The 13,987-nt window shown below is 74.1% G+C and carries 16 protein-coding genes and 2 pseudogenes; 5 read left to right on the forward strand and 13 right to left on the reverse strand.

Going from position 1 to position 13,987, the window contains the following annotated elements:
• Nucleotides 1-53: 53 nt before the first annotated feature.
• Nucleotides 54-548 (forward strand): annotated as a pseudogene (locus tag ACVCAH_RS09240) (tyrosine-type recombinase/integrase); the annotation flags it as partial.
• Nucleotides 549-701: 153 nt separating this feature from the next.
• Nucleotides 702-1,883, forward strand: a complete 1,182-nt coding sequence (locus ACVCAH_RS09245; protein ID WP_447135641.1) for an aminotransferase class V-fold PLP-dependent enzyme — start codon at nucleotides 702-704, stop codon at nucleotides 1,881-1,883.
• Between the two features lie 20 nt (nucleotides 1,884-1,903).
• Here ACVCAH_RS09245 and ACVCAH_RS09250 read toward each other — a convergent pair whose 3' ends face one another.
• Nucleotides 1,904-2,494, reverse strand: a complete 591-nt coding sequence (locus ACVCAH_RS09250) for a murein hydrolase activator EnvC family protein (protein WP_447135816.1) — start codon at nucleotides 2,492-2,494, stop codon at nucleotides 1,904-1,906.
• 364 nt (nucleotides 2,495-2,858) lie between these two features.
• Here ACVCAH_RS09250 and ACVCAH_RS09255 point away from each other — a divergent pair, with 364 nt between their 5' ends.
• Together ACVCAH_RS09255 and ACVCAH_RS09260 are read left to right on the forward strand one after the other, a co-directional pair.
• Nucleotides 2,859-3,503, forward strand: coding sequence for a methyltransferase domain-containing protein (locus tag ACVCAH_RS09255; protein WP_447135642.1), 645 nt, complete (start codon nucleotides 2,859-2,861; stop codon nucleotides 3,501-3,503).
• Nucleotides 3,504-3,604: 101 nt separating this feature from the next.
• Entirely contained in the window at nucleotides 3,605-4,711 is a 1,107-nt protein-coding gene (locus tag ACVCAH_RS09260; protein ID WP_447135643.1) for a sulfite oxidase, read from the forward strand.
• 112 nt (nucleotides 4,712-4,823) lie between these two features.
• Here the strand turns inward: ACVCAH_RS09260 and ACVCAH_RS09265 are convergent, their stop codons facing one another.
• The 12 genes and pseudogenes from ACVCAH_RS09265 to proS form a co-directional block, all read right to left on the reverse strand.
• On the reverse strand, nucleotides 4,824-5,147 hold the full coding sequence (locus ACVCAH_RS09265) for a DUF2469 domain-containing protein (RefSeq protein ID WP_007075222.1): 324 nt from the start codon (nucleotides 5,145-5,147) through the stop codon (nucleotides 4,824-4,826).
• Nucleotides 5,144-5,956 carry a ribonuclease HII gene (locus ACVCAH_RS09270; protein WP_447135644.1) on the reverse strand — a complete coding sequence of 271 codons (813 nt, stop codon included), beginning with the start codon at nucleotides 5,954-5,956 and terminating at the stop codon, nucleotides 5,144-5,146. Before ACVCAH_RS09270 ends, ACVCAH_RS09265 begins: the two co-directional genes overlap by 4 nt.
• Nucleotides 5,950-6,426, reverse strand: coding sequence for an NUDIX hydrolase (locus ACVCAH_RS09275; RefSeq protein WP_447135645.1), 477 nt, complete (start codon nucleotides 6,424-6,426; stop codon nucleotides 5,950-5,952). The genes ACVCAH_RS09270 and ACVCAH_RS09275 overlap by 7 nt, the downstream gene beginning before the upstream one ends.
• Before the next feature lie 74 nt (nucleotides 6,427-6,500).
• Nucleotides 6,501-7,136, reverse strand: a complete 636-nt coding sequence (gene lepB, locus ACVCAH_RS09280; protein WP_447135646.1) for a signal peptidase I — start codon at nucleotides 7,134-7,136, stop codon at nucleotides 6,501-6,503.
• Nucleotides 7,137-7,145: 9 nt separating this feature from the next.
• Nucleotides 7,146-8,014, reverse strand: a pseudogene (lepB, locus tag ACVCAH_RS09285) (signal peptidase I).
• 183 nt (nucleotides 8,015-8,197) lie between these two features.
• Nucleotides 8,198-8,554, reverse strand: a complete 357-nt coding sequence (gene rplS / locus ACVCAH_RS09290) for a 50S ribosomal protein L19 (RefSeq protein ID WP_447135647.1) — start codon at nucleotides 8,552-8,554, stop codon at nucleotides 8,198-8,200.
• Between the two features lie 143 nt (nucleotides 8,555-8,697).
• Nucleotides 8,698-9,471: a tRNA (guanosine(37)-N1)-methyltransferase TrmD gene (trmD, locus tag ACVCAH_RS09295; RefSeq protein WP_447135648.1), complete on the reverse strand. Its 774-nt coding sequence runs from the start codon at nucleotides 9,469-9,471 to the stop codon at nucleotides 8,698-8,700.
• A gap of 15 nt (nucleotides 9,472-9,486) precedes the next feature.
• Nucleotides 9,487-10,038, reverse strand: coding sequence for a ribosome maturation factor RimM (rimM, locus tag ACVCAH_RS09300; RefSeq protein WP_447135817.1), 552 nt, complete (start codon nucleotides 10,036-10,038; stop codon nucleotides 9,487-9,489).
• Between the two features lie 2 nt (nucleotides 10,039-10,040).
• Nucleotides 10,041-10,301: an RNA-binding protein gene (locus tag ACVCAH_RS09305; RefSeq protein WP_447135649.1), complete on the reverse strand. Its 261-nt coding sequence runs from the start codon at nucleotides 10,299-10,301 to the stop codon at nucleotides 10,041-10,043.
• On the reverse strand, nucleotides 10,276-10,734 hold the full coding sequence (rpsP, locus tag ACVCAH_RS09310) for a 30S ribosomal protein S16 (protein ID WP_447135650.1): 459 nt from the start codon (nucleotides 10,732-10,734) through the stop codon (nucleotides 10,276-10,278). Before rpsP ends, ACVCAH_RS09305 begins: the two co-directional genes overlap by 26 nt.
• Nucleotides 10,735-11,002: 268 nt before the next feature.
• The gene (locus tag ACVCAH_RS09315; RefSeq protein WP_447135651.1) at nucleotides 11,003-11,650 is read right to left on the reverse strand and encodes a DUF402 domain-containing protein; all 648 of its coding nucleotides are present in this window, start codon (nucleotides 11,648-11,650) and stop codon (nucleotides 11,003-11,005) included.
• 111 nt (nucleotides 11,651-11,761) lie between these two features.
• Complete coding sequence (gene proS, locus ACVCAH_RS09320; protein ID WP_447135652.1) at nucleotides 11,762-13,168, reverse strand: proline--tRNA ligase; 1,407 nt, start codon at nucleotides 13,166-13,168, stop codon at nucleotides 11,762-11,764.
• Between the two features lie 104 nt (nucleotides 13,169-13,272).
• Between proS and ACVCAH_RS09325 the strand changes: the two genes are divergently transcribed.
• Nucleotides 13,273-13,869 carry a TetR family transcriptional regulator gene (locus tag ACVCAH_RS09325; protein WP_447135653.1) on the forward strand — a complete coding sequence of 199 codons (597 nt, stop codon included), beginning with the start codon at nucleotides 13,273-13,275 and terminating at the stop codon, nucleotides 13,867-13,869.
• The last annotated feature ends 118 nt before the right edge of the window (nucleotides 13,870-13,987 follow it).

Below are 13,987 nucleotides of genomic sequence, written 5' to 3' on the forward strand. Positions count from 1 at the left end.
CCTACCCCGGCGGGGGCGAACCACCGGTGGACCCGACCGCCGAGGCGGTGCTGCTGCGCGACCGGGCGCTGCTCGAACTGCTCTACGGCACCGGGGTCCGGATCAGCGAGGCGTGCGGGCTGGACGCCGCCGACGTGGACCACGGCCGGCGGGTGGTTCGGGTGCTCGGCAAGGGCGGCCGGGAGCGGGCGGTGCCGTACGGGGCACCGGCGCACCGGGCGCTCGACGAGTGGCTGCGCCGGGGCCGCCGGGTGCTGGCGACGCCGCGCTCCCGGGACGCCCTGTTCCTGGGTGCCAAGGGCGGCCGGCTCAACCCCACCACCGCCCGCCGGATCGTCGGCGGCTACGCCGAGGCGGCCGGCCTGCCCCGGATCAGCCCGCACGGACTGCGCCACTCGGCGGCGACCCACCTGCTGGAGGGTGGTGCGGACCTGCGCGCGGTGCAGGAACTGCTCGGCCACTCGTCGCTGGCGAGCACCCAGATCTACACGCACGTCTCGGTGGAGCGGCTACGGGCGGCGTACCGGCAGGCCCACCCGCGCGCCTGACGCCCGGCCGGACGACCCTCGTCGACGGTGCCGGCCGAACGACGAGGCCGACCCCCGGTCGCCGCGAGAATCCCCTCCGGCTCGCCGAACAGACCCCGCGGCGGCGCCGACGAACCCGGCGGTGGAAGATCGACCAGCGGTTACGATCATCCGGTGAGCGTCCCGCAGCCGCCCGAACCGATCGCGGGCGCCCGCCTGCTCTTCTCCCTCGACCCGGCGGTCAGCCACCTCAACCACGGCTCGTTCGGCGCGGTGCCGATCGGCGTGCAGCGGGCCCAGCAGCGGCTGCGCGACGAGATGGAAGCCAACCCGCTGCGCTTCTTCACCCAGGGGCTGGTCGACCGGGTCACCCACACCCGCCGGCACCTGGCCGCCGCCCTCGGGGCGGACCCGGACGGCACGGCGCTGGTCGCGAACGCCACCACCGGGGTGGCGGTGGTTCTCCAGTCGCTCGGCCTGCGCCCGGACGACGAGGTGCTCACCACCGACCACGGCTACGGCGCGGTCGACCTGTCCATCCGGCGCGAGTGCCGCCGTACCGGGGCGGTGACCCGAACGGTGCGGGTGCCGTTGGCCGCCACCGACGAGGAGGTCGTCGAGACGATCCGGGCCGGGCTGCGCCCCGGCCGGACCAGGCTGCTCGTGGTCGACCAGCTCACCTCGGCCACCGCCCGGCTCTTCCCGGTCGCCGCGATCGTCGGGGTGGCCCGCGAGCACGGGGTGCCGGTGCTGGTCGACGCCGCGCACGCCCCGGGCATGCTGCCCACCCCGGTGGAGAGCATCGGCGCCGACTTCTGGGTGGGCAACCTGCACAAGTGGGGGTACGCGCCCCGCGGCACCGCGGTGCTCGTGGTGGCCCCGCCGTGGCGGGAGCGGATCGAGCCGCTGGTGGTCTCCTGGGAGCAGGAGACCGGGTTCCCGCAGCGGATCGAGTGGCAGGCGACGCAGGACTACACCGCCTGGCTGGCGGCGCCGGCCGGCCTGTACACGCTGCGCACCCTCGGCGTCGACCGGGTACGCGCGCACAACGCCGCGCTCGTCGCGTACGGCCAGCGGGTGCTGGGGGACGCGCTCGGGGTGGCCCCGGCCAACCTGCCGGACCCCGGCGGACCGGGGATCGCCATGCGGATCGTGCCGCTGCCGCCGGGTATGGCCACCACCATCGACGAGGCCCGGGCGCTCCGTGCCCGGATCGCCGAGCGGCTCGCCACCGAGGTGGCGGTCATGGCCTGGGACGGGCGCGGCTGGCTGCGGCTCTGCGGGCAGGTCTACAACACCGCCGACGAGTACGAGCGGCTCTCGGTGCGGCTGCCCCCGCTGCTCGCCCAGCGCTGACCCGCCGGCCGGCCACATAGTCACGACTGGCCGCCGGCGCCGCCCGCCAGCGGCAGCAGCCGAACCTTCCCCAGCCCGAGCAGCGCCAGCGGGTCGAGGTACTCCCGGCCACGGCGCAGTCCCCAGTGCAGGCAGGCCGGTGCCGGGCAGCCGGCGTGCCCCGGCAGCAGGACGCCCAACGGGGTGCCGGCCGCGACCGGGGTGCCGGGGGCGATCGCCGGTTGGACCGGCTCGTGGGTGGTCCGCAGGCCGCCGGCGTGCCCGACGGTGACCACCGGGCGGCCCGCGACCAGCCCGGCGAAGAGCACCGTGCCCGGCCCGGCGGCCCGCACCGTCGCGCCGGGGGCGGCGGCCAGGTCGACCCCGCGGTGACCGGGCAACCACGGCCCCGCCGGCGGATCGAAGCGGCGCACCAGGTGCGGGGTGCCGTCCAGCGGCCACCGGAATCCCGCCCGGACGGCACCGGCGGCCGGCGCGGCCACCCGAAGAGCCGCCACGGCCGGCGGAGCCACCGGAAGGTTCGCCACGGCCGGCACCGCCACGGGATCCAGCACGGCATGCGCGGTCACCAGACGTTTCAGCACTGCCGGCGCGGTCACCGGATCCACCACGGCCGGCGGGGCCGCCGGCAGATCCGGCACGGGCGAGTGCGGCGCCGTCCGCCCGGTCACCTGACTGCCAGAGGTGAGCACGGGCGGCGTGGCGACCGGCGGCGTGGCGGCGGGCCGCGCCGGTCGGGTGGCCGGCGAACGGGCCGGGCTGGGCAGCGCCGGTCCCGCGGTCAGCAGGGCGGCGCAGAGCGCGGCGACGGCGCGGGTCGAGGCAGGTCGCATGGGATGCAGGCTGCCCCGGGGCGGCCGGATCCGCCGCCCGTCGGAGCCGGGCTGTGGACGGCGAGGCCCGCTGTGGACAGCCACCGTTCCGAGGGATGATCTGCTATGTGTCGGCCGGGTGACCCGCCCCTACGCTGGGCCGGTGACAAAGGACTGGTACGCCTGGCACGAGGACTACGACGAGCCGGGGTCGCCGCTGTCCCGCCGGCTGGCCGAACTGCGGGCGCGGATCGGAGAGGCGCTCGACAGTGCCCGTCCCGGGCCCCTGCGGGCGGTGAGCCTCTGCGCCGGCCAGGGCCGGGACCTGATCCCCGTGCTGGCCGCCCACCCGCGTCGGGACGACGTGACCGCCCGGCTGGTCGAGTTGGACCCGCGCAACGCCGAGGTGGCCCGGGCGTCCGCCGCTGCCGTCGGCCTGACCGGGGTGGAGGTGGTGGTCGGGGACGCCGCCCGCACCGACGCGTACGCCGATCTGGCACCGGCGGACCTGGTGCTGGTCTGCGGGGTGTTCGGCAACGTCGCCGAGGCGGACATCCGGCGCACCGTGCGGCACTGCGCGGCGCTCTGCGCCACCGGCGGGACGGTGTTCTGGACCCGGCACCGGCGCGAGCCCGACCTGGTGCCGACGATCTGCGACTGGTTCGCCGAAGAGGGCTTCGTGCCGGTGTCGGTGAGCAGCCCGGCGGACGGGGTCGGCGTGGGCGTGCACCGCTTCCGCGGCGAGTCCCGACCGCTGCCGCCGGGGGTGACGATGTTCGAGTTCGTCGGGTACGACCGCCTGCCCTGACACGTGCGCCCGATCCCCGCCGGCCGAGCCGCCGCCCGGCGGAGGTTCTAGGCTGGTCCGGGTACGGCGGGGCGCCGCCGTCACGGACCGGGGAGGCCACCATGACCACTGTGGACGAGGTGAGCCGGCCGTCCCGGCTGGCCGAGCCGGGCGAGGCGATCAGCGCCGAGGAGCTGCAACTGGCGGCCCGCAACCACGGCATCCCGCTGGAGGCGCTCCGCTACGACGTGACCCCGGCCGGCCTGCACTACCTGCTCATCCACTACGACATTCCCGACCTCGACCCGGGCAGCCACGCGCTGCGGGTCGACGGCGCGGTGGACCGTCCGCTCACCCTCGGCCTGGCCGAGCTGCGGGAGCGGCCCCGGGTCACCCACCGGGTGACGCTGGAGTGCGCGGGCAACGGGCGGGCGCTGCTGCACCCCCGGCCGGTGAGCCAGCCGTGGCTGGTCGAGGCGGTCGGCAACGCGGAGTGGACCGGCACGCCGCTGGCGCCGCTGCTGCGCGAGGCGGGCGTCGGCGCGGACGCCGTGGACGTGGTCTTCACCGGTGCCGACCACGGCGTCGAGCGCGGCGTCGAGCAGGACTACCAGCGCGCGCTGCCGGTCGCCGAGGCGCTGCGGGAGGAGGTGCTGCTGGCGTACGAGATGAACGGCGCTCCCCTGCTGCCGCAGCACGGCGCGCCGCTACGGCTGATCGTGCCCGGCTGGTACGGGATGGCGCACGTCAAGTGGCTGCGTTCGATCAGCGTCCTGACCCAGCCGTTCGAGGGCTACCAGAACGCGGTGGCCTACCGGCTCCGGCAGGACGCCGACGACCCGGGCGTGCCGGTGACCCGGATCGAGCCGCGCGCGCTGGCCCGGCCGCCCGGCTTCCCGGACTTCATGTCCCGCACCCGGGTGCTCCGGCCCGGACCGTGCACCCTGGACGGTCGCGCCTGGTCGGGGCACGCGCCGGTGGTGGCGGTGGAGGTGACCACCGACGGCGGAGCGACCTGGGCGCCGGCCACGCTGGACGAGCCGACCGGCGGCGAGTTCGCCTGGCGGCGGTGGCGGTACGAGTGGGACGCGCAGCCGGGGCGGCACGTCCTCGCCGCACGGGCCACCGACGCCGCCGGGCGGACCCAGCCGATGGAGCAGCCGTGGAACCGGGGCGGCTTCGCCAACAACCTGGTCCAGCGGGTCGAGGTGGCGGTCGTCCCGGAGTGACCTGGCGGGCCGCGGCGGATCTGGAGGCCAGCGGGAACCGACAGACCGGGTCGCGGCGGGCGGGGGGCGCCGACGACCACCCGGCGACCGGGGCCGCCGGGCGCGCGGTGGATCAGCCGCCGAAGCCGGAGTCGGCGGGCAGCGAGATGTCGGGCTTCTCCAGCTCCTCGACGTTGACGTCCTTGAACGTCATCACCCGGACATTCTTCACGAACCGCGCGGGGCGGTACATGTCCCACACCCAGGCGTCGTGCATCTCGACCTCGAAGTAGACCTCGCCGTCCGAGTTCCGCACGTGCAGATCGACCTGGTTGGCGAGGTAGAAACGGCGTTCCGTCTCCACCACGTAGGAGAACTGGCGGACAATGTCGCGGTACTCCCGGTAGAGCTGCAGCTCCATCTCGGTCTCGTACTTCTCGAGATCTTCCGCGCTCATCGCACTCCGCCTTCCATGACCACATCTTCCCCCACCGGCGCCGGAGGCCGAGGCTGCTCGCCCAACGCCACGCCGACGGTACCCCCTGACGCGCCGAAGCGCTCCATCGGCTCGTCCGGGCTTGCGCCCACCGGTCGACGCGACCGTGGTGGGCGGCCGTCGCGCCCGGAGACGGCGGCCACGTTGACGTACGAGAACCGGTGCTCGCGGCACGGCCCGCGCTCGCGCAGCGCCGCGCTGTGCTCCGGCGTGATGTAACCCTTGTGCTCGGCGAACCCGTAGCCGGGGAAGGACCCGTCCAGCTCGACCATGATCCGGTCCCGGGTGACCTTGGCGAGCACGCTCGCCGCGGCCACGCAGGCGGCCACCCGGTCGCCCTTCCAGACGGCCAGCCCCGGCACGTCCAGGCCGTCCACCCCGAAGCCGTCGGTCAGCACGTACTCGGGGCGGGTGGTCAGCGAGGCCAGCGCCCGGCGCATCGCGGCCAGGTTGCACACGTGCAGGCCGCGGGCGTCGACCTCCTCGGCCGGGATGACCACCACGGCGTACGCCAGCGCCCGGGCGACCACCTCGTCGTAGACCCGCTCCCGGCTGGCCGGGGTGAGCAGCTTGGAGTCGGCCAGCCCGTCGATCTCGCCGCGCCGCCCCTCGGGCAGGATCGCGGCGGCGGCGACCAGCGGCCCGGCGCAGGCGCCCCGGCCGGCCTCGTCGGCTCCGGCCACGTGCCGGAAGCCGCGCCGCTGCAGGGCCCGCTCCAGCGCGTAGAGCCCGGCCTCGCGGCGCACGACGGTACGCGGCGGGGTCAGCACGGTGCACCTCCGGTCGTCTCGGGTAGCACCCGGGCCAGCACCGCGGGCAGGTCGACCGGGTAGTAGCGCTCGGCGGTGGCCGCCAGCTCGTCGACCGGCCACCAGCGGTGCCCGTCGACGCTGGCCCGCTCGTCGTCGTTGAAGCCGGTCGTGTCGACCTCCCAGGCCGGCACCCGGACCAGGAAGAACTCCTGGTCCTGCCGGTACCACACCCCGTCGAAGGGGAACTCGACGGTCTCCCGCCAGACCGGCTCGCCGAGCTGCTGCGGGGTCAGCCGGAGCCCGGTCTCCTCGGCCAGCTCGCGGGCCGCGCCGACCGCCGGGGACTCCCCCGGGTCCAGGCCGCCCCCCGGAGTGAACCAGTAGCGGTGGTCGGGCCGGGCCGGGTCGAAGCCGGCGAAGAGCAGCACCCGACCGGTCGCGTCGACGAGCAGCACGCGGGCCGCGCGCCGAGGGGTGTAGACCGTCACCGCACCAGCCTGCCAGACGCCGCCGACAACGCCCACGCCCCCGCCGGGATCGGCCCGGCGACCGGACCCGCCGCTCAGGAGTTCGGAATGGCCTCGTACTGATCCGGGACACTGAGCCAGGTGGCCCGGTTGACCGGCCAGAAGACGGTGAACGCCCGCCCGACGACCTCGTCCTCGGGAATGGTGGCGACGGTGATGTCCTGCCCGGACTGCTGCCAGTGCTCCAGCGAGTCGCCGGACGCGGACCGGTGGTCGCCCATCACCCAGAGCCGCCCCTCCGGGACGGTGATGTCGAACTCCTGGTCGGCCGGCTTGTCCCGCTGCCCGTCGGCGGAGAAGATGTACGGCTCGTCGAGCGACCTGCCGTTGATCACCAGCCGGTCCTGCGGGTCGCAGCAGACCACGTGGTCGCCGCCGACGCCGATCACCCGCTTGATGAAGTCCTCGCCGTCGGGGTTGCTGCTCCACTCCAGCGGCGCCTTGAACACGATCACCTCGCCCCGCCGGGGCGAGCGGAAGTCGTACACCAGCTTGTTGACCAGCACCCGATCGTCGATCTGGAGCGTGTTCTCCATGGACGGCGACGGAATAAAGAAGGTCTGCAGTACGAAGGCACGCACCAGCACCGCGACCAGGATCGCCACGCCCAGGAGGATGGGCAGCTCCTTCCAGAAGGAACTGCGGGGCTTGTCGGTCTGCTCGTCAATCACGGATGGAGCCTACGTTGCCCGGCTGGACGCCACCGTCCGGAACGCGCGAGATGCCCCAGCCCGGCCGCGAGCGGGAGGAGCAGGACGACGCCCCCATCCGGGGCGGGCCGCACCGGCGGCGGCCCGCCGGTGGCGACGGCCGGCCCGCGCACGTCGGCGAACGTCTCGGGCACCGACAGGGCGTTCCAGCGGGAGGACGGCCAGACCACCGTGAAGGCCCGGCCGACCACGTTCTCGATCGGCACCGGGCCCTGGCAGCGGGCGTCCTGGGAGACCAGCCGGTGGTCGCCCATCACGAAGAGCTGGCCGGGCGGGACGACGACCTCCTCGAAGCGCCGGGAGCGGCACTCGCGGGGGTTGGGCGGGATGTCCAGCGGCGAGTCGCGGACCACGTAGGTCTCGTTCAGCGGCGTGCCGTTGACGGTCACCCGGCCCTGCGCGTCGCAGCACTTCACCCGGTCGCCGGGCAGCCCGATGACCCGCTTGATGAAGTCCTTCTCGCCGGGGCGGCTGACCCCGACTAGGTCGCCGACGGTGCGTGCGAGCTTGCCCACGAAGCCCGGGTCGGGCTCCTCGTCGACCTGCGGGGCCCACCGGTCGGTGCCGCGGAAGACCACCACCTCGCCGCGCTGCGGGTCGCGGACGTCGTAGACGACCTTGTTGACCAGCACCCGGTCGCCGACGAGGAGGGTGTCCTCCATCGAACCGGAGGGGATGAAGAACGCCTGGAGCAGGAAGGTGCGGATCAGCACCGCGAGGCAGAACGCGACGACCAGCAACAGCGGCAGTTCCTGCCAGAGCGGCATCTGCCGGCGACCGCGCCGGGACCGCCGGCGCCACGGATCGACCGCGCCGCCCTCGTCAAGCGTCTGCACCACGCCACTCCCCGGTCCGCAGAAATGACACTACCGCCCGGGAACCCTGTCAAGGCTCCCCGGGCGGTAGTGGACGTCTCCCCGCCGCTGTCGCGGGGTGACCGCCCCGCCGCGCCCGTGCGCCCAGCCTAATGTGGTCCGGGTCGTACGACATACGCGCGGCTCAGGCGGCGTGGCGAGCGGAAGTCAGCTGGGCTGCTTCTCGCGCTTCTCCTTGATCTTGGCCTTCTTGCCCCGCAGCTCACGCAGGTAGTAGAGCTTGGCGCGGCGGACGTCACCGCGGGTGACGATCTCGATCCGGTCGATGGCCGGGCTGTTGATCGGGTAGGTGCGCTCGACGCCGACACCGAAGCTCACCTTGCGGACCGAGAAGGTCTCGCGCAGACCGTCACCCTGGCGGCGGATGACCACGCCCTGGAAAATCTGGACACGGGACCGGTTGCCCTCGACGACCCGGGCGTGCACCTTGACGGTGTCACCGGCCCGGAAGTCGGGGAGGTCGGTCCGCTTCGACTGGGCGTCAAGGGCGTCCAGGATGTTCATCGCAGCAACCTCGTGAGGCTCACGGCGCACCGTCACTCGGTGCGCGGATGGGTGATTCTGATCCTCGGGTGGTGATCGGTGGCGCCGACCCCGGTCGGGGATCCTCGCAGCCGTCCGCGGCGCGGCCGGCTGCGGCAACCCCTCTACTTTGCCACATCCCCCAATGGCACCTGAAATCCGGCCCGCTCCAACGCGGCGACGTCCCGTTTGTCCAGGCGCTCCGGGTCGACCGCGGCGAGCAGGTCGGGCCGGCGGCGCGCGGTGCGGACCAGCCCCTCCTCCCGCCGCCAGCGGGCGATCTTCCCGTGGTCGCCGGAGCGGAGCACCTCCGGCACGTCCAGACCGCGCCAGCTCGGCGGCTTGGTGTAGACCGGGGCCTCCAGCAGGCCGTGGGCGTACGACTCCTCGTCCAGCGAGCCGGCGTTGCCGAGCACCCCGGGCAGCAGCCGGGTGACCGCCTCCAGGATCACCAGCACCGCGACCTCGCCGCCGAAGAGCACGTAGTCGCCGAGGGAGACCTCGGTGACCGGCATCCGGGTGGCCGCGTGGTCGAGCACCCGCTGGTCGATGCCCTCGTACCGGCCGCAGGCGAAGAGCAGGTGCGGTTCGGCGGCCAGCTCGTGGGCCAGCGCCTGGGTGAAGGGGACGCCCACCGGGGACGGCACCAGCAGTCGCGGCGGGGTCAGCTCCGCCGGCGCGAGGGCGTCGAGCGCCTCGCCCCACGGTTCCGGCCGCATCACCATTCCCGGCCCGCCGCCGTAGGGTGTGTCGTCGACCGTGCGGTGCACGTCGTGGGTCCAGGTCCGCAGGTCGTGTACGGCCAGCCGGAGCGTGCCGCTGGCCCGCGCCTTGCCGATGAGGGAGAGCTCCAGCGGGGCGAGGTACTCCGGGAAGATCGACACGATGTCGACGCGCATGCGGGGATGCTCCGGCTAGAGGTCGAGCAGACCGGCGGGCGGGTCGACGACCACGCGACGGCCGGCCAGGTCGACCTCGGGGACGATCGCCTTGACGAACGGGATCAGCGCGGTACGCCCCTCGGGACGACGCAGCACCAGCAGGTCGGAGGCGGGCGCGTGGTCGATCCGGGCCACCTCGCCGAGCGGCTCGCCGGCCGGGGTGACCGCGGTGAGCCCGACCAGCTGGTGGTCGTGGAACTCCTCCGGATCCTCCGGCGGGGCCACGTCGGCGCTGTCCACGCCGAGCAGCGTGCCGCGCAGCGCCTCTGCGACGTCCCGGTCCGGCACGCCGGAGAAGGCGACCAGCAGCCGGCCCTGGTGCCAGCGGGCCGCCTCCACGGTCAGTTCGGCGGGAACCCGGAACGGCTCGCCGTGCTCGGGCGCGGCCGGCGGCGGAGCCGCCCCCGGCTCGGTGCGCAGCACCGTGCCAGGGGCGAACCGCGCTTCGGGCTCGTCGGTCCGCACCTCCACGGTGACCTCACCGCGGATACCGTGCGGCTTACCGATCCTGCCGACGATGAGCAGCATCAGTACGAGTCGACGATGTCGACGCGTACGCCGCGCCCGCCGATGGAGCCGATCACCTGGCGCAGCGCCTTGGCGGTCCGGCCGGACCGCCCGATCACCGTGCCGAGATCCTCCGGGTGCACGCGGACTTCCAGCCGCTTGCCCCGACGGTTGTCGACCAGCCGGACGCGGACATCGTCAGGGTGATCGACGATGCCCTTGACCAGGTGCTCCAACGCCGGACGCAGTGCCACGTCAGGCCTGCTCGCCGGAGCCCGCACCGGCCTGCTCCTCAGTCTTCGGCGCCTCCTCGGCGGCCGGAGCCTCGGCCTTGGCGGCCTTCTTGGCCGGCTTGGCCGGAGCCTCGGCCAGCCCGGCGGCGGCCTTCGCCTCGGCCTCGTACGCCGCGGTGCGGTCGGCCCGCTCCGGGGCCACCTTCAGCGGCGGCGGGGCCGGCAGGCCCTTGAACTTCTGCCAGTCACCGGTCAGCTCCAGCAGCCGCTGCACCGCCTCGCTCGGCTGGGCGCCGACGGACAGCCAGTACTGGACCCGGTCCGACTTGACCTCGATCACCGAAGGGTCCTCCTTCGGCTGGTAGACCCCGACGAACTCGATCGCCCGGCCGTCGCGCTTGGTGCGCGAGTCGGCGACGACGATGCGGTACTGCGGGTTGCGGATCTTGCCCATCCGCAGGAGCCGGATCTTTACGGCCACAGTTGTTTCGCTCCTGTTGCGATCTCACCGGCCCGGTACGGGCGGTGCACGGGTGAGCGCCGACCGGCACAGTGGGGTTGGGCCGGAGACTGCTCGGTGGACTGGCGACGTGCCCGGGTTAGAGGGCGCCGGGCACACGCCGGATACCAGCCGACCATTCTGCCAGATCCGACCCGGATCTCTCACACCGGACCGGCTCGGGTCACCCGGCGGGCGGGCGAGGTGACCGGAAACACACCCGCGCCGGCGCCGGCGGGCCTCGATACGGTCAGCGCACCGGCGGCCGGTCCCAGCCGGCGGGCAGCGCCTCGGGGGTGGTCCAGTGCGGCGGCGGGGTGAAGTCGCACCAGGTGCCGTCGAAGGGGAACTCCCCCGCCTCGGCCAGCGCGATCACCCGCTTGCCCTCGGCGCGGACCGCGTTCTCGTCCGCCACCCAGTAGTCGTCGGGGTACGCCAGCCGTTCGAGGAACTCCTCCTCGTCCTTCCACTCCCAGCTCCGGTCCGGGCGGACCAGCACGTCGAGGTCCTGGTCGACCACGTCGACCCCGGCGAGCACGCCGTCGTCCCAGCGCACCCCCGGTTCCTCCAGGTTGACGTACCAGGTGGCGAAGCGGTCCTGCGCGTCCCGGAACCACCAGACCGAGTGGGCCGCCCCGGTCGGCAGGAACTTCAGCAGCGGCGGGCCGTTCCACCGGCCGACCGCCAGCCGGTACGACGCGGCGATCCAGTCGGCGAACGGCATCGCCCGCATGCCCAGCCCGGCCGCGGTGACCTCGCTGGCCACCGGGGTGTCCCGGGCGATCCAGACCAGCAGCCCGCGGTCGTCGTCGCTGACCACCCGGGCCGGGCGGACCCAGCCGAGCCGGCCGCGCCGCACGTTTCGGTGCACGATCAACCGCCCCGGTTCGAACCTCACGGGTGCGACCCTACCGCCGGCCGCCGCGGGCCCCGCGCCGAGACCGGACCCGACGCCGGAAACGCGACAGCCGGCCCCGCCGAGGCGGAACCGGCTGCCGGACGATGCGGGTCAGTAGGCGCGGGCCAGGATGGCGACCAGGTCGGGCTCGTCCTCCGAGTCGGGCACCGAGCCGTCGGCGCGGACCAGGCAGCGCACCGTCACGCCCTGGCCGTTCGCCTCCGCCTCGCCCTTGACGCCGACCGCCGACCACGGCACCCGCGCCCAGCCGGTGGCCGCCGCCTCGATCGCCTCCGCGAGAGTGGCGACCTCCACGGTGCGCGACTGCCGGTGGGCCAGCGCCTGGTCGTGCAGCGCCTGCTGGTCGGCCTCCAGCGCGGCCAGCACCGCGCCGACCACGTCGGCCACCGGCACCGGCGACTTCGAGCCGTCCGTACGCCGGACCACGACCGCGTTGCCGGCGGCCAGATCGCGGGGGCCGACCTCGACGCGTACCGGATAGCCGCGCAGCTCGGCGTCGACGGCCCGGCGGCCGAACGGGGTGTCGGTGCGGTCGTCGAGCGCCACCCGGACGCCGGCGTCGCGCAGCGCGTCGCGCAGCTTGGCCGCCGCCTCGCCCACCCCCTCGCCGTCCTTGACCACCATGACGTACGCCTGCACCGGCGCCAGCTTCGGCGGCACGCGCAGGCCGTTGTCGTCGCCGTGGCACATGATCAGGCCGCCGAGCATCCGGGTCGAGGTGCCCCAGGAGGTGGTCCAGGCGTGCTCCCGGCCGCCCTCGGCGGAGGAGTAGCTGATGTCGAACGCCTTGGCGAAGTTCTGCCCCAGCTCGTGGCTGGTGCCGAGCTGGAGCGCCTTGCCGTCGCCCATCATGCCTTCGCAGGTGTAGGTGGCGGTGGCCCCGGCGAACCGCTCGCGGGCGGTCTTCAGGCCGACCACCACCGGGATGCCGAGCACGTTGACCATCAGGTCCTCGTACGCCTCGTGCAGGATCCGGCGGGCGTAGGCGCGGGCGTCCTCGCGGGTCGCGTGCGCGGTGTGCCCCTCCTGCCAGAGGAACTCGCTGGTGCGCAGGAAGATCCGGGGGCGCAGCTCCCAGCGGACCACGTTGGCCCACTGGTTGAGCAGCAGCGGCAGGTCCCGGTACGAGTCGATCCACTTGGCCATGAACTCGCCGATCACCGTCTCGCTGGTCGGGCGGACCACGACCGGTTCGGCGAGCTGCTTGCCACCGCCGTGGGTGACCACCGCGAGCTCCGGCGAGAAGCCCTCGACGTGCTCGGCCTCCCGCTTGAGGTAGCTCTCCGGGATGAACAGCGGGAAGTACGCGTTCTCCGCGCCGGCCGCCTTGATCCGGGCGTCCATCTCGGCCTGCATCCGCTCCCAGATGGCGTAGCCGGCCGGTCGGATCACCATGGTCCCCCGGACCGGGCCGTTGTCGGCCAGCTTCGCCTTGGCGATCAGGTCCTGGTACCAGCGGGGAAAGTCCTCCGCACGGGGAGTGAGCACGCGTGCCATGACCGCACATCCTATGCGCCGTCCGGCGCGACGACGCGATCGGGCGGCCCGCGCCGCGCGCGGGTCGGGCCGAGGGGCCGGAGCGGCCGTAGACTTCGACCACCATGAACGAGGTACGGGACGCCGGACGTCAGCGGCTGCGGGACCACATCGTCGTCGCCGCCCGGGCCCTCACCGTCGACCGGGGCTGGGACAGTGTCCGGATGGGCGCCGTGGCGACCGCCGCCGGAGTGAGCCGGCAGACCGTCTACAACGAGTTCGGCAGCAAGGGCGGGCTGGCCGAGGTGCTGGCCCGGCGCGAGGTCGACCGGTTCGTCGCCGACGTCCGGGCGGCCCTGGACGCGCACGGCACCGACGTCCGCGCCGGCGCGTACGCGGCGATCGCGCACACTCTCGCCGAGGCGGCGGCCAACCCGCTGATCAAGGCGATCCTGACCAGCGCGCGGGGCGGCTCCGACGAGCTGCTGCCCTACCTCACCACCCGGTCCGGGCTGGTGCTGACCGAGGCGACTGGCGCGCTGCTGGACTGGGTCGCCACGCTGATGCCCGGCGCCGACCCGGTCGCCCTGGGCTTCGCCGCCGACACGGTGGTCCGCCTGGTGGTCAGCCACATCGTCCTGCCCGGGGCGCCGGTCGAGCAGACCGCCCGCTCCCTGGCCGACCTCGCCGTCCACCTCTTCACCCGCGCCACCACCCCCTGACCCGCCCACCCCACCTCGCCCTCGTCCCCGCCTGAGTCGATCATGGAGTTCGCGTCAGGATTCTCCAGATCGGTGACGCAAACGTCATGATCAACCAGGTAGGCCCCGGGCGGGCCCG

The sequence above is a fragment of the Micromonospora sp. LZ34 genome (genome assembly GCF_052981855.1).

Bases quoted from the DNA above. Each gene is read 5' to 3' on its own strand.
- proS (WP_447135652.1), bottom strand. From the start codon at position 13,168: ATGGCACGCGTGCTCACTCCCCGTGCGGAGGACTTTCCCCGCTGGTAC.
- ACVCAH_RS09325 (WP_447135653.1), top strand. From the start codon at position 13,273: ATGAACGAGGTACGGGACGCCGGACGTCAGCGGCTGCGGGACCACATC.
- rplS (WP_447135647.1), bottom strand. From the start codon at position 8,554: ATGAACATCCTGGACGCCCTTGACGCCCAGTCGAAGCGGACCGACCTC.
- trmD (WP_447135648.1), bottom strand. From the start codon at position 9,471: ATGCGCGTCGACATCGTGTCGATCTTCCCGGAGTACCTCGCCCCGCTG.
- ACVCAH_RS09260 (WP_447135643.1), top strand. From the start codon at position 3,605: ATGACCACTGTGGACGAGGTGAGCCGGCCGTCCCGGCTGGCCGAGCCG.
- ACVCAH_RS09265 (WP_007075222.1), bottom strand. From the start codon at position 5,147: ATGAGCGCGGAAGATCTCGAGAAGTACGAGACCGAGATGGAGCTGCAG.